Below are 26,513 nucleotides of genomic sequence, written 5' to 3' on the forward strand. Positions count from 1 at the left end.
GAAGTTTAAATCTTAGCGATATTGTGCTACTTTAAATATCTGAAACATAGCTAATGACAGCTCCTTTTCTTATTTCATTATAGACAGTTACAGCAGATGTTTATAGTCTAAACTTCCAATAAAAGAGATTGGAGGTCTTTTTAATACGCAACAAATTTCTTTCATTAGGTCTTAAACCTTTAAATAGGGAATACACATCGGAAATTACTGTTCTAGAATCACCTATATAGGAATGTTGAAGAAACCCTGTATCCATTCCTGTTGCATCAATGGATTCTACCCCTTTAACGACTAATAACTTATTGCCAGAATCTCCAGCACGTGGTGCTCCATGAACAGCTTTTGAAGCTTTCAAGGCTAAATCATCAGAAGAGGCATATAATGTTATTGGATGTTTACCTTTAGTTAGACTTGGTACAATTTCTTGCTTAAATACATCTGCATCTATATCTGGAGCAGCCAAGATTATCTCCTTGATTTTCTTGGCTAATTGCGGTTTCTCATTAATTAGGGAGGCTATAGCGCGTGTCATAGCTCGATTGCCCATACTATGGGCAATCACATAGATATTCTGGACATTTGTTTGGCTAAGGAAATCTATGAGAAAACTTTTTAAATGTAATTGAGTCCATTCAATAGTGGCTTCATCAACTGTATATTTTAAGGTGGAAGCTTTAGAAGGCCAACTATAAAAAACTGGAACTCCTGTAAAGCCAAGATCATAACTCATCTGGGCCGTTCTTCTGGCCGCATCTGCGAAACTAACATTGTAGCCATGTATGAAAATAAATGCTTTTTTCTCAGTAGACTTTTCTATGGAATCTCTGAGCATCTTAAAGTAATCGGATTTCTTATTAACTTTTGTCTCCAATAGAACTATATGCTTATTTGGATCGAAGTTAAGTTCAAGTTTCCATATATTAGGAGACTCTAGTTCTCCCATCCTATGATCTATAGGTATACTCACCCTACAGTATCCATAAGAGAGATTAGGTGAACGATTCACTCCGAACATCTCCCAAGGATCCTCCGTCTTTACAAAATTCCTGTCCGTCGCAAAGTACACAGTAGATATACCTTTAGTATCAAGGAGTGCACTCCCAACAAGCTTTTCTACCTCAACTTTTACCTCATTGTCTATAAGTTCGATTCTGACTCGGTGTATATCATTAGTCAAATGGATTTTTGCTTCTACATTAGTATACCCAATAGCGGATATAACCAATATAATTTCTTCGTCCATAATAGAATCAGGCACTGATATAGAGAACTGTCCTTCTGAATCTGTGACTGTCCCAATAGAGGTGTTTTTTAAAAGTACAGTGATACCTGAAGTGGGGACAGAGAAATTTGCGGGAATATATTCTTGTAAAATGATACCTTCAAGAATAGTTTGACAGAAGCAACTCTGTATTCCAATTACTAATAATATAAGACTTAAGTAAATTTTTTTCATACACTTTGATAAAGATGTTGAATAATAAAATTTTAGAGATTTAAGGCATTACCCATTGATTGCTACTTAGATCTGTTCACTTGCTGTTATTTCAATTGTTTTTAGGTTGTGATAAGAAAATAGTTAAATGGGTGCTGACTACCGACTACATGGAGTGGCTAGGTTATATGGAACTGGATTAGTGCACATAGTTTACATTATGATCAATATACAACTGGTGAGGGAAAAAACCAGAATGGCGGGTCCTTTGTCTTGCCTCGATAAAGAAGATTATTGATTCCTATTTCCTGCAATTACTCTTTGCTAAACCAACTATCTTTAAACTTAATAGGTTGTGGACCGGCACTATTTCCTTCACCACCAAGCAGATTTTTATCCACGGCTATTTTACCTAGGATTGCTCCTATAATTTCATTAATAATTGGACTTAAGATCCCTCCAGGAGGCTCAATAGATTCTAAGCAGCTTTTGATAGCATCACTTACGTCAGAGGATGACATTTCAGAATATTTCCCCCAACGCCAAGGAAAGTTCAGCCATTTAGGCTCGACAGGGGCACCGGCACCTAAAAATTGTGCCGATACCAATTGTGTTCTGCCATCTTCGTAAGTATTAAGTACAGCACCTTTTGAAGTGGCATTTTGCAAGCTTACCTGAATTAGATGATCAAATAACACTTTTTGGTTAGCCCCAGGCGTACTATAAAACGCATGCCCGTTTCGAGAAGAATAGAGTACAATCCTGCCAGTTGATGGATCGGTTTCAAGGACTGATTTAGGAATCAAGTCACCGCTATCGTGCTGCGACAAATAAACCTTTGTAACTTGTTTTGAATCATTGTCTACCCGCATTAACACGTGTTCCCAATCCCCCTCGTGCACGCCCAGATTACCTAATACATTAGTTTTACCACTTAATGACAATGTGCCGGGACCATTATAAGGATAGAATATCCAAAATACCAAATCTGTACTATTTTCTTCCGGAATGAACTTAGCATGCACGTACAAAGGTGCATCATCTGGGTGACCCGGTATTATTAAAGGGTAATCGGCATCGTCGATTTTTAATGTATAATCCGAACTGTGTTTAGTAGAACCATCATTTGCAGACCTGGCTCGTGGTATTAATGCATCGGAAGTCATATCATTGGCTGTATTGTCCCAAAGTGAACCTTTCGGCAACTCCCAAGTGCTTTTAACAGTGTTCCATAAACCCACCTTGCGCAAATAGAACTCTACTGTAGAGCTTTTGTACTGCTCTTCTGTATCCAGATAAATGATTGGAGCGGCGTCTTTTATTGCTGTTTGTAATTCTTTTAAACTTAGCGGCATCTCATCCCAAACTGCAGAACTTGGTATTTCTGTACTTGTCCATGCTGCGGTTTGTAAATTACGCACCCTGATTTCTAAGGCCCGGCTTGGTGTAATGGCTGCAAATGTTACCGCTGTTTGAACCCCGCTCTCTACCACGGCAATTTCGCTTACCGCAGTGTCCACTATTTCGATGTTGCCCCAGGCTGTTGCACCGTTTAGCTTGGAAACTAATTTAAGCGATTGTGAATTGTCTATGTACCATACAAATTCTTCCTCTGCGGTGATGCTCACTTTTAAGAAACTGATACCTTTAGCAGCTTCGGGCAACAAAACCGTTTCGGGATTGGAGTGCGAGGATCTGTATACACTGATACCGTCTCCACCTACATACATATTAGGCACATTGGATGAACCTGGCGAAACTACAAAAGTTACTGTGTTTGCAGGCAATCCATCGTAATTATAGTTAATGGTTTTGCCATACTTATCCTGAAAAGAAGAAAAAGTTAAGGCAACATCCTTATTAACATAGTATAAGCTCCAAATACCCGGTTTAATGTACGACCCTAATTTAGAAAGCAGAGTTTTATCTGCATCTTGCGGTATTCGTAAGAACTGCCAGATTGCGGCCGGTGTTGACATATCAAAATAATAATTGTTCATAACTCCTTGAACAGCAAGTGACGCAATTACAAAAGTAGTATTGGCACCATCATTGGCACTAAACGAAACGTTGGAGATAACTGCTCCCTGAGGTATCCCACTGGCCACGTTTATAGATTTAAAGGCATTTATCCAACCCACAGCATCTGTTGATGCACCTATTGGGTAAGTTATATATAAAGTACTTACCGGAACTCCTCTCCTTTCGCAAACGGCAACTGCCACTGATGCATTACCACGGGTATCTGTATAAATATCATAGCTCTGCACTTTGGTATGATGTGCAGATGGCAAGGCCTCTGATAAATCTATTTGCTGATAACTATTAGTTGAATTGTTAAATTTAAATAGGTATAAATGTTTGTTAGTGCCATACGTAAAAATAACCGGCCGGCCATCGGCATCATTTATGGCCTTTATCGCTTGACTAGGATCTAAAGGGCTTCCACAAGGATCATTTTGATAACCGGATGATTGAATGGATACAAATTTTTTAGTAATGGTGTCAATCGTTTCTTCAAAATTTAAGAGGTTTACCCAGTAAGCGATATCTACAGGCAAACTTGCATCATAACGCTTCATTATAGCATCATAAATTCTTGCCAAAAGATGGGTATTATCTAAATTAAATCCCATGAATTCGTCAGTTTTTAATATTTCGGATATAAAACCAACAGCTCCGTTTTCGTAGGGTTGTGCAGACCACGACTTAACCTCGTCAGTAGAAGGTTCCCTCCGTAAAAGAATACGACCGATTATTGCTGCATCAGATGCAGTAATTAATAATGTTGACATATGTTGTAGGTTATATTATCTGTATTTTAGATCAAGTTCTATATCCCCGTCGCTGTTCATTTGTATGTTGTGATACACAAACTCATTCTTACCCGGAAACACGATTTTACTCATGGCACTATTTATTATTGGCCCGGTTGAGTTGATAAAATTGCTGATAATATCTCCCTCAATTGCACCGAGAGATGCACCATTGCTTGCCCAATCCTCGCTAATTTGGTTAAGACTTAAAATGCCATTAAAGAAATCGGCAAATTTATACATTCCTTCTGTTCCCGAATTTGTAACAGGCAGGTTTTGCTGGCTGGCTTGGGTTATTTGAACATTACCATCGCCCTGAGCTATAAACTGTAACTTAGTAACAAAGCTAAGCGTGGCGTTGGCCCAACCTTTACCTACGTAAACATTACTTTTAAAAGGCGGAATATCTGTATTTAGCTGATCCCATTCGTACCTATAAACACTACCGGATATATTTAATGTTAACCTGGGGGTACCTGAAGCATCGTTTTCTGTACAAAGCTGCACTTTATATTGCAGGTTTTGCTCAGATTCCCTGTCATGAGAATTGAAGCCGCTTTCGTGCCAGCTTAGTTTTATATGGTCACCGTAATGCCAGCTTCTGCCATCTTCGTCTAAAATAAAGCCAAATGTTTTATTATAAATATCAACATTAGGCCCCCTATCTGGCCTTGAATGTGCGAAGTTGGGCAGGCTTTGCAATTTATCGCCAAGAGGTTTTACTAATAAGCTGTATATATATATCTGGCAAAAGGTTTCTGATGCAATAATGACTTTGCCATCGGCATCGGCACTTGTTACCAGGCTTCTGTTAAATAAACCTGCATCGGCACGCGATAAAGCAGGATCTGATTGCATATCCCTATCGCCTGTTACCATCAAAATGTTCAAGGTGCTTAATCCTTCCTGTCCAGATGTATTAGGTGTCGTAGAAAAATTGGCTCCGCAAGGTTCAAACACTTCTTGCAGATAACTTGATTCATTTTTTACTATCGGGTAACCAATAATAAATGGATTATCAGTGCCTTTGTGGTTTAACAGCCAAACCCGGATTAAATCGCCGAAAGCTTTTTTTGTAATATCATCTGCACCCGGAAAACTTGATTTTGCATCATATGTGGCAAGATCAGAATTTTCGAATTCCATAAATATGCTATAGATATTAAACATATTACTATCAAATTTCGAAAGCGTATTCAATACTTCCTCAGGAATAACCTTTGACGCAGTGGTATATTCATGTGCTAATTGAGCAATGTTTAGTTTAATGTTAAAGGCAATCACCCAACCTGCCACGTTAAAGGTTTTTACTGTTTGACTAGGACCATGACCGGTATAATAATTAAAAGTACCATTAGTGAAAGGTATATGTAAACTAGCCAGATGTACTTCACCGGTGTTAAATCCGAGTGATGGTGAACCAATGGTACCAGAAATACTAGCGCCATTTGTTTCGCTATCACCAATAGTTATGTGCGTGGGGATGGTTTGGCCGGAGAGAGAAGCAAGCTGTTTATTAATAGCATCCTGAGTGATGGTATACACCATATCAAAACCCTTAGTGGATGGTCTCCCTGTAGGCCTTCTGGTTATCGGACGAGCTTCGTTCAATATATCGTTAATTAATGATTCGACAATCACAGCTAAATGAGCTATTTGAGATGGTAGATCTGGCATGGGAATATTTTTTTATGATGAAATTGTTAATTGCTGTGTCCTAAGTTGTTTTGTATTGAAGGTCTATCTCAACATCTTCATCGGTATTGAGCTGGATATTCTTGTAAAAGAATTCATTCCTACCGGGTAGTATAACTTTAGTCATAGCGCTGTCTAATATCGGACCCGTTGCATCTATAAGTTGCTGAGCAACATCTTTATTAACATTTGCTAAAGAAGTAGCGTTATTAGACCAATCATCAGCAATAGTATGAAGGTTTAGTAAACTGGTGAAGATATCGGCAATGTTATACACCCCTCCTGTATCACTGGTAGTAACCGGATCTGATTGCAAACTGGTATGAAAAATCGAAATTTTTCCATCGGTGCCCGCCACAAACTGGATAGTGATGGTATAGGCTATGGCAGCACTGGCCCAGCCTTTTCCAAGGTAAGAATCTCCTAACTTTCCGAAATATTGGTCAACCTGGTCCCATTCATAGCGATATACCGAACCCGTAATGGTTAACGTAAGCCTCGGTGCACCCATCATTTCAGGCCGCGGGTCTGGGGCAGTTCCTACGCGTACCTTAAATTGCAGGTTTTGTTCAGACTCGCGTTGGTGGTGGTATGTTTCGCCTCCTTTTTCTTTCCAGCTAAGCTTAACGTGATCGCCATAATGCCAGCCAAGGCCGTCATCGTCTGGTAGAAATGTGTGCGTTTTGTCGTTTATTTCTTCAGTAAAATCACTTTGTCCATTTCTGGCATCGTCACGTGCATGGGCGTAATCTCCCAAGGTTAATACCTTATCCTGAAAAGGTTTAACTACCAAATCCCATAGGTACTTCTCGAAGAAAACTTCTTTAGCAATTATGGCCTTGCCATCAATATCATTGCTTTCAACCAGATTTTTATGAAAGGACCCCGAATCAGCACGCATTAAGGTAGGGTCGCCTAATATATTTCTGTTACCCGTAACCATTAAAAAATTAAAAGTGCTTAACCCATCTTTGCTACTATCATTTAAATTCCCGGGATATTCATAACCGTGAGTGGAAAAATTGGCCCCGGTAGGGTTCAATACTGCTTTTACGTCGTCTGAAGTTTGTTTTGCTGTAACTGAATAACCTAATATAAATGGATTGTCAGTACCTTTATGGTTTAGTAGCCAAACTCTCAACATGCCGTTAAAGGTGTCTCTGATTTGATTAGCCTCACTTATGCTAATAGGGGCACCACTTGCATCTGCGGTTATTGGGATATCAGACTGTAAATCATTATAAGTTGACAAATCTGAATTTTCGAAGTCCAAGAAAATACTTTGGATACTAAACATAGTGTCATCAAACTTGGTAAGTTTATCTAAAATCTCCGGCGGCACTGCTTTTGAATCTTTTACATAATCCTGAGCGAACTGAGCAATATTTAGATGGACACTAAAAGCAAGTATCCAACCATTTATGTGAACTTGCTTGATTATTTGATTTCGACCATGACCACTCCAGTAACTAAAGATACCTTCTTTAAATTTAAGGTATAAATAAGCTAAATGTGGTTCACCTGTAGCAAAATTTACCGTTGGAGGTCCAATTATACCACCTTGAATAGCCCCGGCATCGTTGTTAATGTCTCCAATACTTACTTGCGTGGGAATAGTCTGGCCAGAAAGCCAATCTAATTGTGAGTTTACAGTATTTTGAGTTATGGCCCAAACCATATCAAAACCAGTCATTGTTGTTTTTATTGGCATAAAAGTTTAGTAGGATTTAGTTAACTATATTTAAAATCAAGTTAAATCAAATCATATCATGTTTAGAATTATTTAATAGATGTTACAAGCTTAATTTCAGCAAGACTGTAACTACTCTCGAATTTTTTGATAAAAGAGTTTCTAATAAATTCACAACTATTTTATCTCTTTATGCCAGCCTAGTTTTCTATTATATCTAAAAAATAAGGTTCTTTATAATTTTAATAGGTTGATGAAAAATGCAGGTACATTCTACACATAATGTTTTATAAGAATTCTATATTTTTTGAAAGTTTACAACAATGTTAAGCATTGAATTTTTATATTTTTTATTAACCAAGTAAAATCATGAAGAGCCAATATAAATAAACTTAGCTATTGCTTAGAATATAAAATACACCGATTAATAAATTTAAATGAGAAGATGTTAAAGAAACACCTTAATTAAGCTTAGAATATTAGATTTAAGAAAACGAAAAGCGGAATGCGGGATACTTGTAGTTTGCTAGATAATTTATTTTTTGTCTACTTACAAATATATCATCATAAACTTTTCCTATATTAAATAAACGGATATAAATAGTGATATATATGTTAGGACTGGATGCGGTATATCAAATTAACAGAGCAAGAGGAATAAGAGTTAGAACATCTGTATCTAACTGTTCATATTTAGTAGAACGTTGTCGGAGCCAGTGCCTCTTGCTATCTGCTCAAGGCAATATTGGAATTGCAACGATTAATTGGATATTTTTTTAGGCAGCTATGCTTGTTGTTTGAAAAGTTTTTCGTATTAGCAAGGGGTCAAATACCCCAATGCCGAATGTCTTCTTTGCCGGTTATACCAGATTTATATGTATTCAAAGACCGCTAACCTAGCTAGCTCTCTGTTCGCAAATCCCGGTGATACACCAATTCTGTTTTAGGCAATTTGAAGAAACTCTCGGCTACAGCATTATTCCAGCAGTTGCTTTTTCGGCTCATACTCTGTATGTACCGGCATCCCTTTCTATCGTTGTCTGAACTGCTGGCAGGCATACTGCATGCCACGGTCCGAGTGAAACAAGAGGGGCTCATTTATTGGTCTGTTGCTGATGACCATCTGCCAGGCCGCCACCTTTTACCCAAAACTTGTTTTCAGATTAATCTGGTTTAACTTCCCAGAAATCAGTGGCCGGTAGATACTCTTCTGCGCCGGCTGCACTGGCTTTTACCCGTAGTCCTAATCCCAGGTAAGCTTTGTTACCAATTGTATTTGCCGTCACCCCTACGTGGCCTATTCCGGGGTAATCCGTAAATTTAATCCAGGAGTCTGTAGTTGGGTTATATTGCCAGATGTCACTAAAACCTTGTGGGGAATCCTTGGCCTGACCCAATCCATAATATCCTTTATTATTCACCGAAAAGGCCATTCCATTCACCCGGTCTTCCCCTGGAAAATCAGCTTTTCGCACCCAGGTATCTGCGTCGGGATTATATTCATAAAGTTTTTTAGTCTGGCCAGTAGCTGATTTATCTTCTTCTAGGATATACCCTTTATTACCAGCAGCGAAACCGACATAACGTTCCGAGATAGTACCCGGAAAATCATTCTTTTTGTGCCAGCTCATCCCGTTTAACAGCATCCAGACACTTCGATTGGCGCTATTTTCTATCACATAGGTTCTGGTGTCGAGGGTAAAATGGGTTAAGTTGGCAAGTCCAAAAGGAAAATCAGGATATTCCTCACTGGTGCCACCGCTAAAAAAATCGTACTGCCAGAAATCTTTCAGGTAAATATATTTGCCCGGTATATTCTCCTTAACCTGGTAACCCCCACCAAAATAGGTAGCTTCATCACCAAACTTATTTAATTTAAATAATAAAGGTTCAAACCGCGCTGCTTGCAAAACCAAATCTTTTTGCTGCTGCCAGTTATTACCAGGAGCAAAATAATACCAAACTTCGGTGTTAATATTATCAATCGGGCGCACTACTATAACACCGCTCCGAAAAGCCACACTACTAACTAAATTCGGTTTATCAGACCAGTTTATACTTGCCAGAGACCGCCAGATAAATGGTCCCCGATGCGATAAGGTAATATTATTGCTGTAATAATAATCATTGCCTAACTTAATGTAAGCCCTTACATAATAAGTGGTTTCTAATTGTAATTCCGATAGAACTAAAGTTGAAATACCATCTTCGGGGTTGGCAGCTGCTGTTTTCTTGTTATTGTTGATTGTGGGATTTGGGCTTTCGGACCAGACCAGGCCGTATTCTTTGGGGCTGTTATTCCGGATACCTGTCAGTTCTATTTTGGCTTCGGCTTGGGTAGGATTTAGGGAGTATACCGAAACCAGGTTAATTTTAGGCGCCTCAGGTGCTGTTTCCTTTTCTTGTTTACAGGACAAAATGCCTATTAAGAAAAGGAGATAAAACAGATATTTAGAAGCCGGTTTTTGCATTTTCGCTAAGTACTTTGTAAGCTTTAGTTATTCATCATGGATGAATGAGAATAATTTGGAATTAATAGCTAAACTCAAAATTAACAGTACCCGGTTTGTTTTTTATTGCCAGTTTTCCGGCTGGTAAATACTGGCATCCGGATAAGCTAAACGACAATCACCGGGTTTGATAAATTCTTTATAATAATCCGGAAACAGAACCAGGGTATCGCCGCTGATGGTGAGCCGTTGCCGGGAAACAGCCGAAGCACCAAAATAACCTAAAGCCAATTCAGCAGGGTTTTCAGCATTAACAATATTGCCTTCCAGGGGAGCCGGTAAGGGGTCAAATATACTGCCTACCCGGCTCTGCTGTTCCTGAAACCGTTTCCAGAATTGGTAAGCGTCGCGTGATATAGAATATTGACTCACCTCTACAAATAATTTTCCGCGGGCATAGTAAGGTGCAAAAAATACCTTTTGGCCTTTAATCCAGTTGCCATTTATCTGGGCATCCGTAAAAATATTAATGCTATTATTATAAACTGGTATCCAGCAATTGGTGCAGCAAATAGAACCACCCCGGGGTTTGCCGGTAGCTTCCCGCCGGCTATAACCATAGGCTGTCCACCGATAATAATTTTCCGATTCGCCGGGGTCTTTCGTATCGGCCATTACCTGGTAGCCGCTAGGCTGGCTGTAATCCGGTATTTCTTTAAAAGCAGCCGTTAACTTTTCAATGGGTGGCACTGGTGCCAATATTTCGGGTTTTGACTGGTAGGTTTTACCCGCTGGGGTTACAATTTTGAGCCTATAAGACCGGCCAACCTGCCCGATAAAAGTAGTATCGGTGGTGCGGTAAACGCCGGGTTGTTGCAGCACTGGCTTTAAAGTAGCAGTTGCACCCGTGTTGTCGGTGATTGTAACCAGGGCGCCGCTTACGGCTAAAGAAGCAGGTGCTATCCGGCCAGCTAAAAAAGTACCCGTATAGGTAAGCCGGACACTATAAGGCGGTTTTTCATTGGTTATCAGGCCTTCCACTACCAATTGCGGCTCCTCATTCCGGATAGGTAAGTTTACCTCTTCAATACAGGCCGTGATAATACTAAAGCCCACCAAAAATGAAATTATTTTGTATTTCAGCCGCATCTGCTTAAAAATAAAAGTTCCAGGTGAGAGATGGTATGATGGTGCCAAAAACAGATAACTGATAAGCTTTGGTTAGGCTGCGGTCGTTGGTGAAATAAACAGAGTAAGGGTTTTTGCGGGCGTACAGGTTATAGAACGAAACCACCCAGAGATTATACCTTTCCTGCACCTTGGTTTTGCGGGTATCTTTGGTAAAAGAAACATCCAGCCGGTGGTAATCCGGAATACGATCGGCGTTGCGGCGGGAATAATTTACAACCGGTACTTCATTTAAAATATACTTCCCATCGGGGTAAGTGGCCGGCCGGCCGCTGGTATAAACAAAATTGGCCGCAAAGGTCCAGCCTTTCGGTAATAAGTACAACCCCGAAAGAGCCAGGTTATGCGGACGGTCGTAGGTAGATGGGAAATATTTGCCTTTGTTTACCTGCTCTATGGCGTATGGTGTTTGCACGGCTACCAACGACCGGGAAAAGGTATAACTTACCTGACCGGTCAGTCGCCCCGCATTTTTATGGGCGCTTAATTCCAGGCCATAAGCTTTGCCTTTACCCGGCAACAAGTCAGTTTCTATATTCGGGTTTAATAGCAACCGGGCACCATTCTTATATTCAACCAATTGCTGCATATCTTTGTAAAATACTTCCACCGACGTTTCCCAGGTATTGTCTTGGAAGTTACGAAAAATACCTAATCCTGCCTGGTCGGCTAGTTGCGGCGGGACAAACGGATCGCTTACTTTCCAGAAATCTACCGGTGATATAGCGGTGGTGTTGGATATAAGATGCAAATATTGCCGGGTACGGTTATAATTTAGTTTAATTGCGGTATTACTGCTTATTCCCAACCGTAAGGCTAAACGTGGTTCCCAACCGGCATAGGTTTGTATGGTCTGCCCTTTCCGAAAAACCAACGTATCCAAAATCGTCTCGGTACTGCGGGGAACATTGGTTTCGTATTGATTTACCTGGCCAGCGCCTTTGTTTTTGAACCAGGAATACCGGAGTCCCATTTGCAGGGAAACGGCGGGCCAAATAATCCACTCTCCAGATAAATAAGCGGCCTGCTCTGTGCCGTATTCAGTTTCAATCTTTAAAGGATTAATGTTAGATTCCGGGCTGGCTGGACTCAGCTCTCCGGGATTTACCCGGTACCCGATGGTGCTAACACCGGCATTTATTTTATGCCGGATACCAGGGGTGAACGCTATATCGGTTTTTATTTCCTGGTGGCGAATGTCCGAAATAAGTTTAAAGCTGTAAGCAGGATTCAAGCCTTCCGTACCAAAACTATAATTGCTGTGAATGGCATTTACCGAAAAGGAAAGCTGCTCGGAAAGCTTACTATTCCATTGCCAGGAAGCGGCGTTCGACTGCCAGGAATACAGCGTATCCTCCGGAAACTTGAAATTATCAAAACTGCGGTAAAGCGTAAGAGACGTAAAATTTTTATCGTTTACTTTATAACTAATTTTGCTATTGAAATCATAAAAGAAGGCCCGGTTATTCTTGTTATCGCCCGGAAATGCTTTTATAACCCAATTCGGGTAAGCCACGCGGCCACCTACTAAGAAAGCTAGTTTGTCTTTCAGAACCGGCCCATCCAGTAACAGCCGCCCACTTACGGGACTAATGCCACCAGCTAATTTTATTTTCTGGAAGTTGCCCGGTCGCATTTTTAAGGTTAGCAATGAGGATAGCCGCCCCCCGTATTGAGCTGGTATGCCGCCTTTATACAATGAAACATCCTGAATGGCATCGGGGCTTACGCTGGCAAAAAATCCTAGTAAATGCGAGGTGTTGAATAAAGGTATTTCATCCAGCAAAACCAGATTCTGGTCTACCCGGCCACCCCGCACGTTAAAGCCCCCGGCACCTTCACCCACGGTACTTACGCCTGGTTGTAAAGAGAGCACTTTAATAATATCGCTTTCACCTAAAACTACCGGTATTTTTTTAATATTAAGCATATCCAGCTGTATGCTGCTCATCTGAATAGCTTTAATATTCTGGTCCGGTGCTTTGCCTTTAATGAGTACTTCCTCAATCTGCTCGTTATTCTGTACTAAAGCTATAGGCAGGTGCGTGTCGTTGTTAACCGTTAAGGAGCGTGTTTGCGGTTGGTAACCTACTGATGAAAAAATAAGCTGATAATTCCCGGCAGGCAATGATAGAATAAAGCCCCCGTTATCGTCGGTGATAGCTCCTTTGTTGGTATTTTTTACCAGAATATTAGCCGCAACAATTGGTTTCTTAGTTTGGCTATCAGAGACAGAACCGGTTATTTTAAATTGGGCCAGAACCGGCACACAGAAAAACCACAACAATACCAGCAAGAAAACAAGTGTTACCCACGCCCGGTAATTATTACCGGGACAACATACATAAAAACTTGTTATTTTTTTGGTAAAAATGCTTCTGTCAGGCATTATAGCTACAGGATTGCTTTTTAAAAGCTAGCGATGTAATTTAAGTATTAATGACCTAAAATCCACAGCATCACTTTTATAAAAATATTGCCCTGACCACCTGGCTATAAAGTTGGTTCATAAGTTATGAAGGCCCGGATAATTTGCTTACCCGGGCCTTCATATACACCAGCACCTTAGAGGTACTGTTAAAACTTACCTGAATTATTTTAAATCCTGACCGTTATAGTTGCTCCATTGCGCTACCCCTTCCGGTTCCGCACTGGTTATTTCGGCACTCTTAATTTTACTCAATTCTTTGTTCATTTTTTCAGTAGCCTTCATTTCTTTGGCTATTGCTTTATCCTGGTTTTGCAGACCGGCGGTTTCTTTTACATGGCTAATCGGGTCAGCTATATAATCCCAGCTTTTGCCGGTAACGGGCATTTCGCCTTCATTCCACGGTCCCCGGGCACTTTCGCCCTGCGATAAATTAAAGTACTGGTTAGTAAAACGCGGATCGGCTTGTAAAACGCCCGGCGGAAAGTTGGGCTTGATGGTTGCTAAAGCTGCTTCGAACATTTCGTAATGGGCAACTTCCCGCGTCATCAAAAAAGAAAGGGTGTCTTTTACATAAGGGTCATCTGTAAACTGCATCAAATATTCATACACCAGTTTGGCCCGCGATTCCGAAGCAATATTCGACCGCAAATCTACGGTGAGGTCGCCATTGGAATGAGTGTACGAAGCGCACCACGGAATGCCCTGGCTGTTAGTTAACCGCGGGCCGCCGGCGCTCAGCACCCCAAACTGCGGATTTACTAAGGCCTGGTGGATAACGTTTTCTTTAGCCGCTCTACCATTCAGTACTTCCATAATTTCAGATTGGTCAGCGGCGTCTTTTAATTCGCCATTCACACCCTTTAACAACATCTGGATGGTAGCCCCTACAATTTCCAAGTGGCTAAATTCCTCGGTGGCAATATCCATTAACATATCGTACTTATCCGGGTAAGGCTGTTTGGCCGCAAAGGCTTGGGTAAAATATTGCATGGCCGCCGCTAATTCGCCGTTTTCTCCCCCAAACTGCTCTAATAATAGGTTAGCGAATCGCGGGTCTGGTTTTGATACCCGGGCATTAAACTGTAGTTCTTTAACGTGATGAAACATATCTTCCTTCGTTTTGTTGTTTATTGTCCAAAGAAACGAGTAGTAGGAAAGTTTGTTCAGATTAATCTAATGTATGGTTACTAGGAAGTGTTCCTCAGCTTACCTTTATGATTGATAGGCTCAACACAAAAAGACTCAGGATGGGGATTGAATTTATACCTTTAATGGATCCTATTTATCATAATTCGAGATAGATAAACTCCTGGTAAACTTCTGAAATAGCTTTACACTTTAAGTAAAAAGTTATAAATAATAGGAATTTAAAAGTAACTGTAAAAAGGAATTATCTATCTGCAAAGAAAAGAATAATGCCGAAGAACTTCGTTCCGACATGCTGACTATCCGGCATAGCACGAAGCAATACCAGGTTTCGGTATCTCTCTTACAAGATTGGAGCCGCTGATATTATAAAACCGGATTGTTAAAATATTTTAGACCAAACCATCTTTTCTCATGAAGCCATCCCAGGCATGTAGATTAAATATTTGCCTTGAGGCAGACCAACCTTTTTTTTAATTTGCATCCAATCTAAGTTGGGATAAGCTTAACAAGCTCGTACATGCTTGTAACCAGCTACATCTATTATATTAAGATTTTTACTATGAAGTTTCTATCTACCCAGCTCCTACTTTTTTTGCGGAGCGAACCAGACCGTCGTAATCTGAGACTTCTGTTTAGATTTTTGGTGGTGCTGTTAATATTGGTTTTAATCTTTACCCTTCTTTTTCACCTACTCATGCTCCGGGAAGGTAAAACCTATTCTTGGATCACCGGTTTTTACTGGACTCTCACAGTTATGTCTACCCTGGGTTTTGGGGATATTACCTTTCACAGCGATGCCGGCCGCTTCTTCTCCATTGTGGTGCTATTATCTGGTATGGTGTTCCTGCTAATTTTGTTCCCCTTTACGTTCATCAACTTTTTCTATTCTCCCTGGATGAAGGCACAGGAGCACGCCCGGGTTCCCCGGGAACTTCCTGCTGAAACGAATGGCCACGTGGTACTGACCCGCTATGGACCAGTTACAGAAGCGCTGATTAAGAAACTCAATCAGTTTAAATACCCGTACGTCGTATTAGTACCGGATTTAGTTGAAGGTCTTCGTTTGCACGAGTTAGGTGTGAACGTGATGCTGGGAGACTTGGATGACCCTATAACATACAGCCGGGTCCAGGTGGAAAAGGCCGCATTGGTAGCTACCACTTCCACAGACGTAATGAATACCAACGTAGCCTTTACCGTACGAGGGGTAAGTCACGAGGTGCCTATCATTGCTATCTGTAGTTTCGAGGCTTCGGAAGATATATTAAGTTTAGCTGGTAGTAATCATGTTTTAAGGCTGGGGGAAATTATGGGCCTTTTTCTGGCCCGCAGAGCCAGTGGCGGCGATGCTTGCTCGCATGTGATAGGCAAGTACGGGGAGTTGTACATAGCAGAAGCCGCCGTAGCGGGTACGCCCCTGGTTGGCTGCACGTTGCAGGAAACAAAGCTGCGGGAACAGGTAGGAGTAAGTGTAATAGGCTTTTGGGAGCGGGGTAAGTTTAGAACTGCCCAACCAGACACGCGCATTACTCAAACCACGGTACTGGTGCTAGCCGGTTCTGATGTCCAGATGGAAAAATATAACCAAACCTATAAAATTGAAAAGAAGATGAACCATCCGGTTATCATCATCGGAGGTGGACGAGTAGGTCGGGCTACCAGTAAGGCCTTGGAGGCCCGCGACCTGGATTGGCGTTTGGTGGAGAAAGCACCGGAAAGGGTACAAGAGAATGCCAATTATATATTGGGAGATGCGGCGGAGTTGGAAATTTTAAAGCAAGCCGGTATTGAAGATTCTCCCTGCGTCATCATTACCACTCATGATGATGACATGAATGTTTACCTGACTATTTACTGTAGAAAATTAAGACCTGATATTCAAATAATCACCCGCTCAACCTTGGAGCGAAATCTGGCTACTATGCACCGGGCCGGGGCTGATTTTGTAATGTCTTACGCCGCTATGGGAGCCAACACCATTTTTAACTTGCTCAAGCGCAGCGACGTCATGATGGTAGCCGAAGGTTTGGATTTACTCAAGGTTAAGGTACCGCAACCCTTAGCCGGTAAAACCATTGCCCAATCATCTATCAGAAAGGAAACAGGTTGTACTCTTATTGCCATTCGAAATGGAGAGGAGTTGCAAATTAATCCGGAACCCAATACAATGCTTCCTGTTCAAGCTGAGATTATCCTGATTGGAACCGTAGAAGCGGAGAATAAATTTTTTAGCTTATATGGCACAAATTGAGCCGTATTATTTAAAAGGAAAAAACAAAGGAGTTATAATGGAGGCCGCTAACCAAATAATTATAATTAAAGGGGTGCTAATTTTAAGATAATCCCAAATTTATAATTACAAGGCACATATACCTTGTTAGTTAGCACTTACCCCTACCCGCTAGATTAACCTCACGGCCAAGCAGCAACAGTTTAGCATTCATAATAAGGGATTGGCGCATTGATCGTTGGTAAGCCAATGATTAATTATATAACAAGAAGAGTACAACAGCTCATAACTCCATTCATCGCCTCCGTATAAGTATAATTATGTTTGGTATAAATGATCTGCCAAAGTTTTTTCTGGCCTTCTTCCTCGTACTCCCCATCATCTCTTTTGTTCACGAAGCAGGGCATGTTTTTTTTGCCTGGCTGATGGGTGGCAAAAACATTACAGTGATAGTTGGAACTGGAAATAAATTGTTTCACTGGTGGATACTGGAAGTACGAGAATATTATTTTTGGTATGGATTCTGTTCGTTTGATAACCTGAAGCATAATAAGCGTTTGTCCAATATCCTGATTTTCTCGGGTGGGGTGCTGTTTAATGCGTTAGCAGCCATTGCTGTGATGTACCTGGTGCAAGTTAAATCGGTGGAATCTGGTATGTTAACGTATCAGTTTACTTACTTCTCAATGTATTACATTTTCTTTGCGCTTTTGCCGATGCCATACCCTGATGGTAGCTACAGCGACGGGAAAGTTATACTGGACTTGATCCGGAACAAGCCCCAGATAACTGAAAATATTTACCGCATTCACTTGGATGAGAAAAAGGCAAAATGGCAGGTGCTGGATAATAGTAAAACCATCCTGGAGTCTTCTGATAAGGAGGCAGAAGTACTGGCCAAGGCGCACGAACTAGCGCAAAGTAATCGCCCCAGCCGCCTTCTTGAAATTAAAAATGGTAAGGAGGTGGAAATTTGCAATTACCCGATAGTCCCCTTGTAAACTACGTATTTATAAAGCGTTAATATATTTGTTGCCCCCTCGGAACAGTTTAAATACCATTATACAAATCTAGCCTTTTATTTCTGCGTAGTTAGAAGCACACAAAACCACTACTAATTTTATGATTACAGCCATAGTGAGTTTTCTGGTGATGCTAAACCCTTTTGCGCTCTTCTTGTACCTGAAGCCCGTGATGAACAACCTGTCCGATACGGATTTTCGGTCCGTTTTTATAAAGGCCAGCAGCATATCCTTTTCTATATATTTGGTATTTCTGCTCTTTGGCGACTTAGTATTCCAGAAAGTGTTCCGCATTAATTTTGAGTCCTTCCGGATATTTGGTGGAATAGTATTGTTTTCCTTTGCCTACATATTTATCGTGCAAGGCAAGAAAGCCTTCATCCAGATAAAAAGAGATCTTCACGATTTGGCCTCGGAAATAGCTTTGCCGTTTATGGTTGGTGCTGGTACCATTTCGCTTACGGTGCTGATGTCGGAACAATTGATTTTGTGGCAGGGAATATTATCGCTGGTCATTATCGTGCTGCTAAACTTTTTCATTATCATGGGCCTGAAACAGATGAGGCACCGAATGCACTCAAAAAGGGTGCAATTGGCCTTCGATAAAAATATGGAGCTGCTGCTCCGCATCAACGGTTTTTTCCTGGGCGCTATCGGCATAGACATGATAGTGACCGGTATCAGACACCTTTTGGCGGCCGGACTTAAGTAAAAAATGGCTACTGCATACTATCTAAGCCGAACCTGATAAGCTTATCAATTTATCCTTTTTCCTTTAGCGCTTTATTACCGTTTCGGAATATACCATCCAAAGCGGCACATTTATATCGGTGTTATACATTTCCGTAGGCACGCTGCCCAGGCTCAGTGAAGGCAGCGGGTTGTTGCCTTTCAGGCCGAGCACTAATAAATCCTGGTGTCCTTTTTTTAAGTGCAGGACGATGCGTTCGGCTATACTTTTATTCGCAGCCCGTACCAAGGTATAAGGTACATGCGCTATTTCCTGGTGCCGCTTCTGCAGCTCCGCAAACTTTCCTTTTACTAGTTCCTCGGCTTTTCGCACGGCCTTTTCTTCTGATATTAGCGGGAAGAACTGGGATGGAATGCGGTAAACGTGCATAATTTCTAGTTGCAGCCCCAGTTGGCCCGACAAGTTTTGGCTGAGTTGTAGGGCATGTACCGATGCCGCCGAAAAATCTATAGGCACCAGCACTTTTTTTATATTGAAGCTGGCCGTTTCGGGAAAAACTAGTACACTACAGGGAAGTATCCGCAGTAGTTTTGTACCCTGGGCGCCGGTGCTTTTATCGCTCATTTTTTTACCCAACAGCGTTAGCTTTATTTTATAGCGTTTCACCAAATCGGCCAGGAGAACTTCGGTGTTTGGCTCTTCACTCACCAGTATTTCGTAAGCGGTAGTGTTGCCAAACTGCTCGGCTACAATGTCGGTAATATTATCTTCTACCTCCTTAGCTAAATCTACCTCACCAATCAACTCCCGGAAATCATCGCCTAATTCGTATAATTTAATATTGTGTACAAAGTATACTTTACGCACGTCCAGGCGCTCGCAGATAGAGCGGGTAAAGGCTACCAATTTCTCATCAATATCGCTCAGGTCCAGGCAGACCATCAGGGCATCTATCGTAATCATAGCGTATCAGGTTTAGGAGGAGTTGGATTATTATTTTTACTTTCAGCTATTTTTGCATCTTGCTTTTGCGCCCGTTTAACCAGCATTTCGGCTACTAGTTGTTGGTAAGCTTTGCGTTGCTGGGCTTGCCCAAGCTTGGCCTCTTCTTCGGCCTCTTCATTTAAACCCCGATAGAGGCTGTAGCACATAAGCAAAAGTATGGTGGCAAAGGGTAGGCCGGTAATGATAACGGCCGTTTGCAGCGCCTGCAAGCCCCCTCCTAATAACAATACCGCAGCCACCGCACCGCCAGCCAAGGCCCAGAAAATACGGATACCTACAGAAGGGTTAGGATTACCACCGGACGTAAGGCTTACCACTACCAGCGAACCAGAATCGGCGGAGGTAACAAAAAAGCCACTTATCAGAATTACACCTATTACTGAAAGTACAGTTGAAAAAGGCAGTTGCTCAAAGAATATAAACAAGGCGGTAGAGATATCTGCTGCTACCGCCTCGGCAATGGTGGTATTGCCGGCTAAGGTCTCGTGCAGGGCAGTGCTGCCAAAAGCTGTCATCCACAAAAAGGAGAGAAGCGAAGGCGCTATGAGCACGCCCAGTATAAATTCCTTAATAGTGCGCCCTTTGGAAACCCGGGCTATAAATATTCCAACAAACGGCGCCCAGGAAATCCACCAAGCCCAGTAAAAAACGGTCCAGCTGCCTTGCCAATTGTTGGTGGAATAAGCTTCGTTCCAGAACGAGAGTTGCATAAAGTTACCGATGTAAGACCCGGAGTTCTGCACGTAAGAGCCAAGTATAAAAACGGTTGGGCCCAGCACTATCACGGCTACCAGTATAAATAAAGCAATTCGGATGTTCCACTCACTTAAGATGCGCACCCCTTTATCTACCCCGGTTACCACTGAAATAGTAGCAATACCGGTAATAACGGCTATAAGTATTATTTGAGTAGTTAAATTATTCACAATGGACGGAAAAACGTGGTTCATACCGGCTGCTACCTGTTGCACTCCCAACCCCAGCGAAGTGGCCAGGCCAAATAACGTGGCAATTACCGCCAGAATGTCAATTACATGCCCTACCACGCCGTGGATGCGTTCGCCCAGGAAAGGATAGAAAGCAGAGCGTACGGTAAGCGGTAGTTGCCGGTTATAGGTAAAAAAGGCCAGGGCCAGGGCAACCAACGCGTAAATGGCCCAGGCATGTAAGCCCCAATGCAGAAAGGTAAAGTTCATAGCTTGCCGGGCAGCCGCTGGTGTACCGGGCTCCCCGAGAGGAGGCGTCTGGAAGTGGTTAATGGGCTCGGCAATACTCCAAAACAGTAAACCTATCCCCATACCGGCGCTGAATAACATGGCAAACCAGGCAGAAGTGGTAAACTCAGGTTTGGCATCTTTGCCCCCCAACCTGATTTTACCAAAGCGGCTAAAAGCCAGAAAAAGGCAGAAAGCAACAAAAATATTAACACTCAGGATGAAGAGCCATCCCATGGTTGAGGTTACGGCCGCCTGTGCCTCGCTGAAAAATGTTTCTGCACTTTCTTGAAAAACTAGCACCAGTGCTATGCTGATTACCAGAAAAACGATGGATGACCAGAATACGGGGCCGTTTACATCCAGCCCCATCGATTTTTTTATGTCACTTTTTACTTTGCTCATGTAGTCTGTTGTTATCCGCTCAGAAATAGTATCCCGTATTAATGTTAAAGCGCAGGTGCCATTTGGTATTGCCAATGGTGCCCGTAGTAAAGGCATTCGTCCATTCAGGACCCAACCAAGGGTGGTTGTAACCAAAAGCCGCATCGGTATAAATTTACATCGGGCCAGCCGTAAAGAGTGCTCCTAATACATTCTGGTGGGCATTTTCAAAACCATCTTCCCGCTTGTTGTAATAGCCGTAGTTGTTATAAATATCAACTGCCTGGAGAAGACGGGTTTCAACCGGAATGTGGTAGGAAATGCCAGCCGTATAAATCTCGCCGTTATTGGCAACGTTATAGTTAGAACCGTAGGCGCCCATTTCTAAAGTGTTATGGGCTACACCGGCTGGGTACTCCGGGTTAAAACGATAAAACATAGCCTGCAACTTAATGTTCCAGGGGCTGTGGCCCACTTTGTGCTCATAGTGTACTGCCCCAGCGTAGCGGTTGCCGTTCTTTTCGGTGTCGATGTTATACAGTAATCCCCCCTGAACAGAAACGCCTATTTCATGGGCCAGACTATCGCCCAGGCGGCGCAATAGTTTAAAATCTAGCTGATTATTTTCCTTGTTTCGTCCGGTTACATCGTAAGAATAACGATTAGGGCTAGGCTCAGCCAGACCAAACACGAATTCCTCTGCACTTTTATAGTAGGCTGCCTGCCATTGCCAGCGCCGAGCGTTGTGAATATACTTTATGCCCATGTCGTGGTCATCTTCAAATCCAACATAGTAGGTCATGTTAAAAAACCAATTGTTGGAATTATATTGCTGAATGCCAAATGGCATCTGTTGCAGGCCAACCTGAATCTGAGATTGCTCTGAAAAATCGTACTGGAACCAGCCTTGCTTTAGAAAAGCACCCCCAAAGGCTTGTGAGTAGTGGCGAAATTCGGCATTCAGCTTAATGCCTCTATACTCGGCTTCGGCGTTAATCCGGAACAAATCAAAACCGAAATCCCCTCCACGCTCCAACTGGTCTCTCTTCCAGGTTGAAAGATTATAGTTGAAACGCAAAGCACCACCCAGTTTCAGGTATGGTTTTTCCGCGGGTTTCTCTTCTGGAGACTGAGCCTGGCTTATGGTGCAAAGAAAGCAGGAAATTAAAAGTAAGAGTAGTCTTTGCATCATAGAAGGCCTTTAAGGTATCTAAGAGATTCCTTTAATTAGGACGGTTTTGAAACATAAACGTTGCTTAGAAAGGGATTTAGTGCTTTCTACATATTTCTACATATAGATGAAGCACCTAATTAGATAACAGAGAGTGGGTGATTTAACAAGACGAAATAGAGCGATTTAAAATTATTTGGCAACACCCTGACTTTTTGTTGAAATCACATTCAATATTGCCGTATTGATAGTTATCATAAATGAACTATACGTAGAAGATTACCTGGAGAAAGGCAACTGGAGTCCAGCAATCCAGACACTTATCATTAAGAGCAAAAGAATTGTTTTCTTCTAAAAATAAGTCAGTAACGCTTACTGCTAAAATAACGGGCTAAAAAGTACAACTTAAATTTTATGGGAGAATACGTATCCATCTGCCCTATTGAACCTTCGGAGACGATAGTCATGCTGGCAATGGCTTTTATTGGGGGGTATCTTAAACGTGCTGAAAGAAGAGTTGCCGCAAGTACGGGAAAGCCGTTACTGATCCTTTTTGCTCGGAGCAGGTGCCTATGCTATATTGTTACTTTTTCTTTATGTACTTAAAATTAGCGTTTCCATTATTAACTAACCTCCTTATGGGTTCGTAAAACACACTAATAACGGATAAACCTTTCCGTTGCCATAATTATCATTTTACCGAAGCTACCCTTAACCATATCAGAAAAAAGAACATTTTATGAAAATATTAAAATTCAAAACCAATGTTAAAAGCCCGGAAGCAATAGCAGAAGTTACTTCTTTTTTGGATAAGCAGGAAAATATTAGTCAATGGAAGATTGATGCCGAAAGCGAAGAAAATATCTTAAGCGTATCGGGCGAAAATCTGAACCCGCAACAAGTAGAAAATGCCGTGGCACAAGCCGGTTTTAAAGCTGAGGTTTTACGGGTATTAGGCACAGCAGGGGAAGGTCTGTAATAATTAAATTTATTCTGCAGGATGATTATTGGACTTATCACTAGTTTTTTGCACTAATAAGGCTTTTATTTCATCGCGTAAAGCGGCTACTTCTTGTTGCAATTCTGCTATTTGTTTTGCTCCGGCTAACTCAGCTTTTTCATTTTCTGCATCACGGCCCATAAAGTAGGTAGCCAGTGTAGCGGTAAAATACCCAAATACCGCCAGCCCATATAAGGCAAGCAGAAAACATAATATTCTCCCTTCGGGTGTTTGGGGCCAGTATTCGCTTCCAAGCGATGACAACAGCATGAGCGTCCACCAAAATGCCTCCCCATAACTTTTAAAACCGGATGGAACTTCATTTTCAAAAACATACATGCCCACCGAACCCAATAAAGTAACTAAAAGGGAGGAGGACATTACGTAGCCAAATCCGCGTCGGCTCATGCTGGTACCTAAACTATTGAGTCCCCGGTTTAGCGAGCCAACCACCCTTACCAACCGTAGTCCCCGAACGGCTCTTAAGCTACGAATCAGTCGGAAAGCGCGGGCTAACCGGAAAATCCGGAAAGCCGGCACCAACAAGGAAATAACGGTTAAAACGTTCGATTTCATAAAAGCTAACTTTGCCGGCGCCAGCATAAATTGAAGCCCAAAATCAAGAATAAAAAGCACCCATATAAGCGTGCTAAAAGCTTGAAGAAAAGGGTTTAAGCCTTTAATTAAGTCAATAATAAGTAATGCCAACCAAATAAATCCCAGTACCACCATAGGGCCATCGAGTAGATCCTGTAAGTGGTAAAGCAGCTTATTCCGTTCGTTATTTAAACTTTCTTTTTCTTGCGAATGCTCGATGTGCTCCTTCTTCATAAATACCTAGCTATGCCGAGTGGCTGAAATGACAAATATTGAAATGGGATTAAAAGTATTGCTTTGAGAATTATACTTGTTCCATATTTTACTTTGGCTTTTGGAAGACTCAAAGCCAGAAAAGTTAAATACGTGAACCCGTTGCACTTAAATTTGCCTCTGACTTTGTGATATTAAAACCTAGGATTAAGAGCTAGATTAAACTTGTTTGAATTGTTCTTAATAGCTGTTGCAGTACGGTACTATCACTAAACGCCTGTAGCTGACTTAATACCTGTACCATAGCATGCCGCATAACCCGGTCTTCCTTACCGTAATCCCAGATGGGCAAAATACATTCCGAGAAAATTTCATCAAAGGTTTTTTCCTTTACAGTAATGCGTACTCCACCGGCCTCATCTTTGACCAGAACTTCTGGGAAATGCTGGGCCCGGTAGGCCAATAAATCGGCTAAGGCATGTAAGCTAATAACCGCTGTGCCGGGGTCGTTAATGCCCGGACTTAAGGCTTTTACGGCTACTTCCATAAGTTGCCGGAAACCATAGAAATAGTTTGTTAATATGGTTTCTGTATTGTCCAGGTTAATGGTTTGCTGTATCTGTCCTTCCAGTTTTTTGGACATCGTCTGTTGGTTAACGGCCAGCAGTAAGGGGGTTCCCTTTAATACAAAAGTGGTGGAAGGATAGATAAAGGTAAGCTGTAAATCATGCTGCTGACATAATTCCAACAGGTTATTCTGGTCAAACCCCTGGTAGATGCCGGAGGCTGCTGCTTTAATCGCAATGCCTTCTCCGACTGGAATAATAGCAGCTGTCTGGGTTTTATTCATGCAGCTTGTTGCCAGCGCCTCTTCTGTCTGTCGGTAAATCCGCTGAATAATGGTTTCGTATTTTACCGATTGGGTAATATAATGAAGAAAATAAATAAAAAGGAAAATGTCCCATACGGTGAAAAAAATTAGCAGGTAAGTGCTTATGGCCGGTACGTACACTCCGGCATCAATATCCCGAATGGTACTGAGCAAAAATAGGGCATAGACAATGGTGCCAATATAAAATCCTAACACTACTTGTTGAAACCGGTTGCCAATCAATTTATCCAATACCCGGTTACTTAATTGGGATGCTGCCTGATTGAGGACAATCATCACCATTGAAAAGCTAAAAACGGTTAGTGAAATAATACCGGCCGCAATGGTAGAAATAATGCTTCTGGCAGTACTGGCATCCTTTAACCGAAGCCATTGCCATTGCGTCTTAAGGCTTTTACCTGTTTCGGAATAATCAAATTCTAAAAGTAGCCAGGAAAGAAAAAGAAACAATAAGGCCGTTAACGCTGGTAAAAATGCAATACTGGAGATGAACTTATAATACTGCTTTTTCAACCATTTCATGGTGTTGCCGTTCATTTGCAGGTAGCATTTGCACGCTTTTGCTAGGTGAGTTTAAATTAAATAGGCCAAATTAAGGTTTTTGATTTTCGGCCAGGAGCATAAAGATATTACGGAGGGTTTCTGTTAGAAGTTTATCAATAATCTCAACTGATTCAAAACTAAGCCTAACTGGTTTGTTTTAAAATTTAAAAAAGGAAATAATGTTTTTAGACAACTGGACACAAATTCTCCATATTCTGGTGACTGGCGCTCTCACCTATGTAGGATTAATAATTATGCTCCGGCTCTCCGGCAAACGTACCTTAACCCAAATGAATGCTTTCGACTTTGTGGTTACCGTTGCCTTAGGTTCAACCTTAGCTACTGCCTTATTATCGAAAGATACGCCACTGGTAGAAGGCTTAATTGGTTTAGGAACCTTGATTCTGTTGCAGTTTATAATATCCTGGATATATGTGCGCTTTCCTCTTTTTAACAAGGTGATTAAGTCGGAGCCACGACTAATGTTCTACCAAGGAGAGTTTAAAAGTAAAGCCATGCAAGAAGAACGGGTAAAAAAAGAAGAGTTATTACAAGCTGCCCGCAACCAGGGTATTCTATCCTTGGAACAAATTGAGGCTATTGTTTTAGAAACGAATGGGCAATTCAGTATCATCAAAACTGCTTCCCAAACCTCCTATTCTACGCTCGATAATGTTAAAAAAGAATAAACGTTTGC

The 26,513-nt window shown here is 41.6% G+C and carries 19 protein-coding genes; 5 read left to right on the forward strand and 14 right to left on the reverse strand.

Translation table 11 applies throughout. The features are described from left to right. Nucleotides 1–100: 100 nt before the first annotated feature. The 9 genes from F0145_RS07710 to F0145_RS07750 all read right to left on the reverse strand — a co-directional run bounded on the left by F0145_RS07710 (nucleotide 101) and on the right by F0145_RS07750 (nucleotide 14,812). Entirely contained in the window at nucleotides 101–1,456 is a 1,356-nt protein-coding gene (locus F0145_RS07710; protein WP_150087735.1) for an alpha/beta hydrolase, read from the reverse strand. A 293-nt stretch (nucleotides 1,457–1,749) separates the two neighbouring features. Next, a complete protein-coding gene (locus F0145_RS07715; protein ID WP_150087736.1) occupies nucleotides 1,750–4,230 on the reverse strand; it encodes a Vps62-related protein in 2,481 nt (826 codons plus the stop codon). 15 nt (nucleotides 4,231–4,245) lie between these two features. Next, nucleotides 4,246–5,928 carry a hypothetical protein gene (locus F0145_RS07720; protein ID WP_150087737.1) on the reverse strand — a complete coding sequence of 561 codons (1,683 nt, stop codon included), beginning with the start codon at nucleotides 5,926–5,928 and terminating at the stop codon, nucleotides 4,246–4,248. A 40-nt stretch (nucleotides 5,929–5,968) separates the two neighbouring features. Next, nucleotides 5,969–7,657, reverse strand: coding sequence for a hypothetical protein (locus tag F0145_RS07725; protein ID WP_150087738.1), 1,689 nt, complete (start codon nucleotides 7,655–7,657; stop codon nucleotides 5,969–5,971). Between the two features lie 793 nt (nucleotides 7,658–8,450). Beyond that, nucleotides 8,451–8,507 (reverse strand): integrase core domain-containing protein, encoded by a 57-nt coding sequence (locus F0145_RS26980; protein WP_150087934.1) that lies wholly within the window; start codon nucleotides 8,505–8,507, stop codon nucleotides 8,451–8,453. 292 nt (nucleotides 8,508–8,799) lie between these two features. After that, nucleotides 8,800–10,107 carry a Kelch repeat-containing protein gene (locus F0145_RS07735; RefSeq protein ID WP_150087739.1) on the reverse strand — a complete coding sequence of 436 codons (1,308 nt, stop codon included), beginning with the start codon at nucleotides 10,105–10,107 and terminating at the stop codon, nucleotides 8,800–8,802. A gap of 102 nt (nucleotides 10,108–10,209) precedes the next feature. After that, on the reverse strand, nucleotides 10,210–11,235 hold the full coding sequence (locus F0145_RS07740; protein ID WP_150087740.1) for a DUF4249 domain-containing protein: 1,026 nt from the start codon (nucleotides 11,233–11,235) through the stop codon (nucleotides 10,210–10,212). A gap of 4 nt (nucleotides 11,236–11,239) precedes the next feature. After that, nucleotides 11,240–13,663: a TonB-dependent receptor gene (locus tag F0145_RS07745; protein WP_150087741.1), complete on the reverse strand. Its 2,424-nt coding sequence runs from the start codon at nucleotides 13,661–13,663 to the stop codon at nucleotides 11,240–11,242. Nucleotides 13,664–13,867: 204 nt separating this feature from the next. Further along, nucleotides 13,868–14,812, reverse strand: coding sequence for a manganese catalase family protein (locus F0145_RS07750; RefSeq protein WP_150087742.1), 945 nt, complete (start codon nucleotides 14,810–14,812; stop codon nucleotides 13,868–13,870). 601 nt (nucleotides 14,813–15,413) lie between these two features. Here F0145_RS07750 and F0145_RS07755 point away from each other — a divergent pair. The 3 genes from F0145_RS07755 (at nucleotide 15,414) to F0145_RS07765 (ending at nucleotide 18,818) form a co-directional block, all read left to right on the forward strand. Further along, a complete protein-coding gene (locus F0145_RS07755) occupies nucleotides 15,414–17,105 on the forward strand; it encodes a potassium channel family protein (RefSeq protein WP_150087743.1) in 1,692 nt (563 codons plus the stop codon). Between the two features lie 299 nt (nucleotides 17,106–17,404). Then, the gene (locus F0145_RS07760; RefSeq protein WP_150087744.1) at nucleotides 17,405–18,085 is read left to right on the forward strand and encodes a site-2 protease family protein; all 681 of its coding nucleotides are present in this window, start codon (nucleotides 17,405–17,407) and stop codon (nucleotides 18,083–18,085) included. A gap of 121 nt (nucleotides 18,086–18,206) precedes the next feature. Continuing rightward, complete coding sequence (locus F0145_RS07765; protein ID WP_150087745.1) at nucleotides 18,207–18,818, forward strand: MarC family protein; 612 nt, start codon at nucleotides 18,207–18,209, stop codon at nucleotides 18,816–18,818. Nucleotides 18,819–18,881: 63 nt separating this feature from the next. Here the strand turns inward: F0145_RS07765 and F0145_RS07770 are convergent, their stop codons facing one another. The 3 genes from F0145_RS07770 to F0145_RS07780 all read right to left on the reverse strand — a co-directional run bounded on the left by F0145_RS07770 (nucleotide 18,882) and on the right by F0145_RS07780 (nucleotide 22,592). Further along, nucleotides 18,882–19,760 (reverse strand): universal stress protein, encoded by an 879-nt coding sequence (locus F0145_RS07770; RefSeq protein WP_150087746.1) that lies wholly within the window; start codon nucleotides 19,758–19,760, stop codon nucleotides 18,882–18,884. Then, the gene (locus F0145_RS07775; RefSeq protein ID WP_150087747.1) at nucleotides 19,757–21,421 is read right to left on the reverse strand and encodes a BCCT family transporter; all 1,665 of its coding nucleotides are present in this window, start codon (nucleotides 21,419–21,421) and stop codon (nucleotides 19,757–19,759) included. The genes F0145_RS07770 and F0145_RS07775 overlap by 4 nt, the downstream gene beginning before the upstream one ends. A 154-nt stretch (nucleotides 21,422–21,575) precedes the next feature. Next, entirely contained in the window at nucleotides 21,576–22,592 is a 1,017-nt protein-coding gene (locus tag F0145_RS07780; RefSeq protein WP_223815887.1) for a hypothetical protein, read from the reverse strand. A 718-nt stretch (nucleotides 22,593–23,310) separates the two neighbouring features. Here F0145_RS07780 and F0145_RS07785 point away from each other — a divergent pair. Next, nucleotides 23,311–23,550, forward strand: coding sequence for a copper chaperone (locus tag F0145_RS07785; protein ID WP_150087748.1), 240 nt, complete (start codon nucleotides 23,311–23,313; stop codon nucleotides 23,548–23,550). A gap of 9 nt (nucleotides 23,551–23,559) precedes the next feature. On the opposite strand, the gene F0145_RS07790 is transcribed toward F0145_RS07785, so the two are convergent. After that, nucleotides 23,560–24,402, reverse strand: a complete 843-nt coding sequence (locus F0145_RS07790; RefSeq protein ID WP_150087749.1) for a potassium channel family protein — start codon at nucleotides 24,400–24,402, stop codon at nucleotides 23,560–23,562. A 193-nt stretch (nucleotides 24,403–24,595) separates the two neighbouring features. Continuing rightward, on the reverse strand, nucleotides 24,596–25,810 hold the full coding sequence (locus F0145_RS07795; protein WP_150087750.1) for a DUF2254 domain-containing protein: 1,215 nt from the start codon (nucleotides 25,808–25,810) through the stop codon (nucleotides 24,596–24,598). 185 nt (nucleotides 25,811–25,995) lie between these two features. On the opposite strand from F0145_RS07795, the gene F0145_RS07800 reads away from it, so the two are divergent. Then, nucleotides 25,996–26,505 (forward strand): DUF421 domain-containing protein, encoded by a 510-nt coding sequence (locus F0145_RS07800; protein WP_150087751.1) that lies wholly within the window; start codon nucleotides 25,996–25,998, stop codon nucleotides 26,503–26,505. The last annotated feature ends 8 nt before the right edge of the window (nucleotides 26,506–26,513 follow it).

The sequence above is a fragment of the Adhaeribacter rhizoryzae genome, assembly GCF_008629685.1.
Taxonomy (GTDB): Bacteria; Bacteroidota; Bacteroidia; order Cytophagales; family Hymenobacteraceae; genus Adhaeribacter; species Adhaeribacter rhizoryzae.

Bases quoted from the DNA above. Each gene is read 5' to 3' on its own strand.
- F0145_RS07710 (WP_150087735.1), bottom strand. From the start codon at position 1,456: ATGAAAAAAATTTACTTAAGTCTTATATTATTAGTAATTGGAATACAG.
- F0145_RS07715 (WP_150087736.1), bottom strand. From the start codon at position 4,230: ATGTCAACATTATTAATTACTGCATCTGATGCAGCAATAATCGGTCGT.
- F0145_RS07720 (WP_150087737.1), bottom strand. From the start codon at position 5,928: ATGCCAGATCTACCATCTCAAATAGCTCATTTAGCTGTGATTGTCGAA.
- F0145_RS07725 (WP_150087738.1), bottom strand. From the start codon at position 7,657: ATGCCAATAAAAACAACAATGACTGGTTTTGATATGGTTTGGGCCATA.
- F0145_RS07735 (WP_150087739.1), bottom strand. From the start codon at position 10,107: ATGCAAAAACCGGCTTCTAAATATCTGTTTTATCTCCTTTTCTTAATA.
- F0145_RS07740 (WP_150087740.1), bottom strand. From the start codon at position 11,235: ATGCGGCTGAAATACAAAATAATTTCATTTTTGGTGGGCTTTAGTATT.
- F0145_RS07745 (WP_150087741.1), bottom strand. From the start codon at position 13,663: ATGCCTGACAGAAGCATTTTTACCAAAAAAATAACAAGTTTTTATGTA.
- F0145_RS07750 (WP_150087742.1), bottom strand. From the start codon at position 14,812: ATGTTTCATCACGTTAAAGAACTACAGTTTAATGCCCGGGTATCAAAA.
- F0145_RS07755 (WP_150087743.1), top strand. From the start codon at position 15,414: ATGAAGTTTCTATCTACCCAGCTCCTACTTTTTTTGCGGAGCGAACCA.
- F0145_RS07760 (WP_150087744.1), top strand. From the start codon at position 17,405: ATGTTTGGTATAAATGATCTGCCAAAGTTTTTTCTGGCCTTCTTCCTC.
- F0145_RS07765 (WP_150087745.1), top strand. From the start codon at position 18,207: ATGATTACAGCCATAGTGAGTTTTCTGGTGATGCTAAACCCTTTTGCG.
- F0145_RS07770 (WP_150087746.1), bottom strand. From the start codon at position 19,760: ATGATTACGATAGATGCCCTGATGGTCTGCCTGGACCTGAGCGATATT.
- F0145_RS07775 (WP_150087747.1), bottom strand. From the start codon at position 21,421: ATGAGCAAAGTAAAAAGTGACATAAAAAAATCGATGGGGCTGGATGTA.
- F0145_RS07780 (WP_223815887.1), bottom strand. From the start codon at position 22,592: ATGATGCAAAGACTACTCTTACTTTTAATTTCCTGCTTTCTTTGCACC.
- F0145_RS07785 (WP_150087748.1), top strand. From the start codon at position 23,311: ATGAAAATATTAAAATTCAAAACCAATGTTAAAAGCCCGGAAGCAATA.
- F0145_RS07790 (WP_150087749.1), bottom strand. From the start codon at position 24,402: ATGAAGAAGGAGCACATCGAGCATTCGCAAGAAAAAGAAAGTTTAAAT.
- F0145_RS07795 (WP_150087750.1), bottom strand. From the start codon at position 25,810: ATGAACGGCAACACCATGAAATGGTTGAAAAAGCAGTATTATAAGTTC.
- F0145_RS07800 (WP_150087751.1), top strand. From the start codon at position 25,996: ATGTTTTTAGACAACTGGACACAAATTCTCCATATTCTGGTGACTGGC.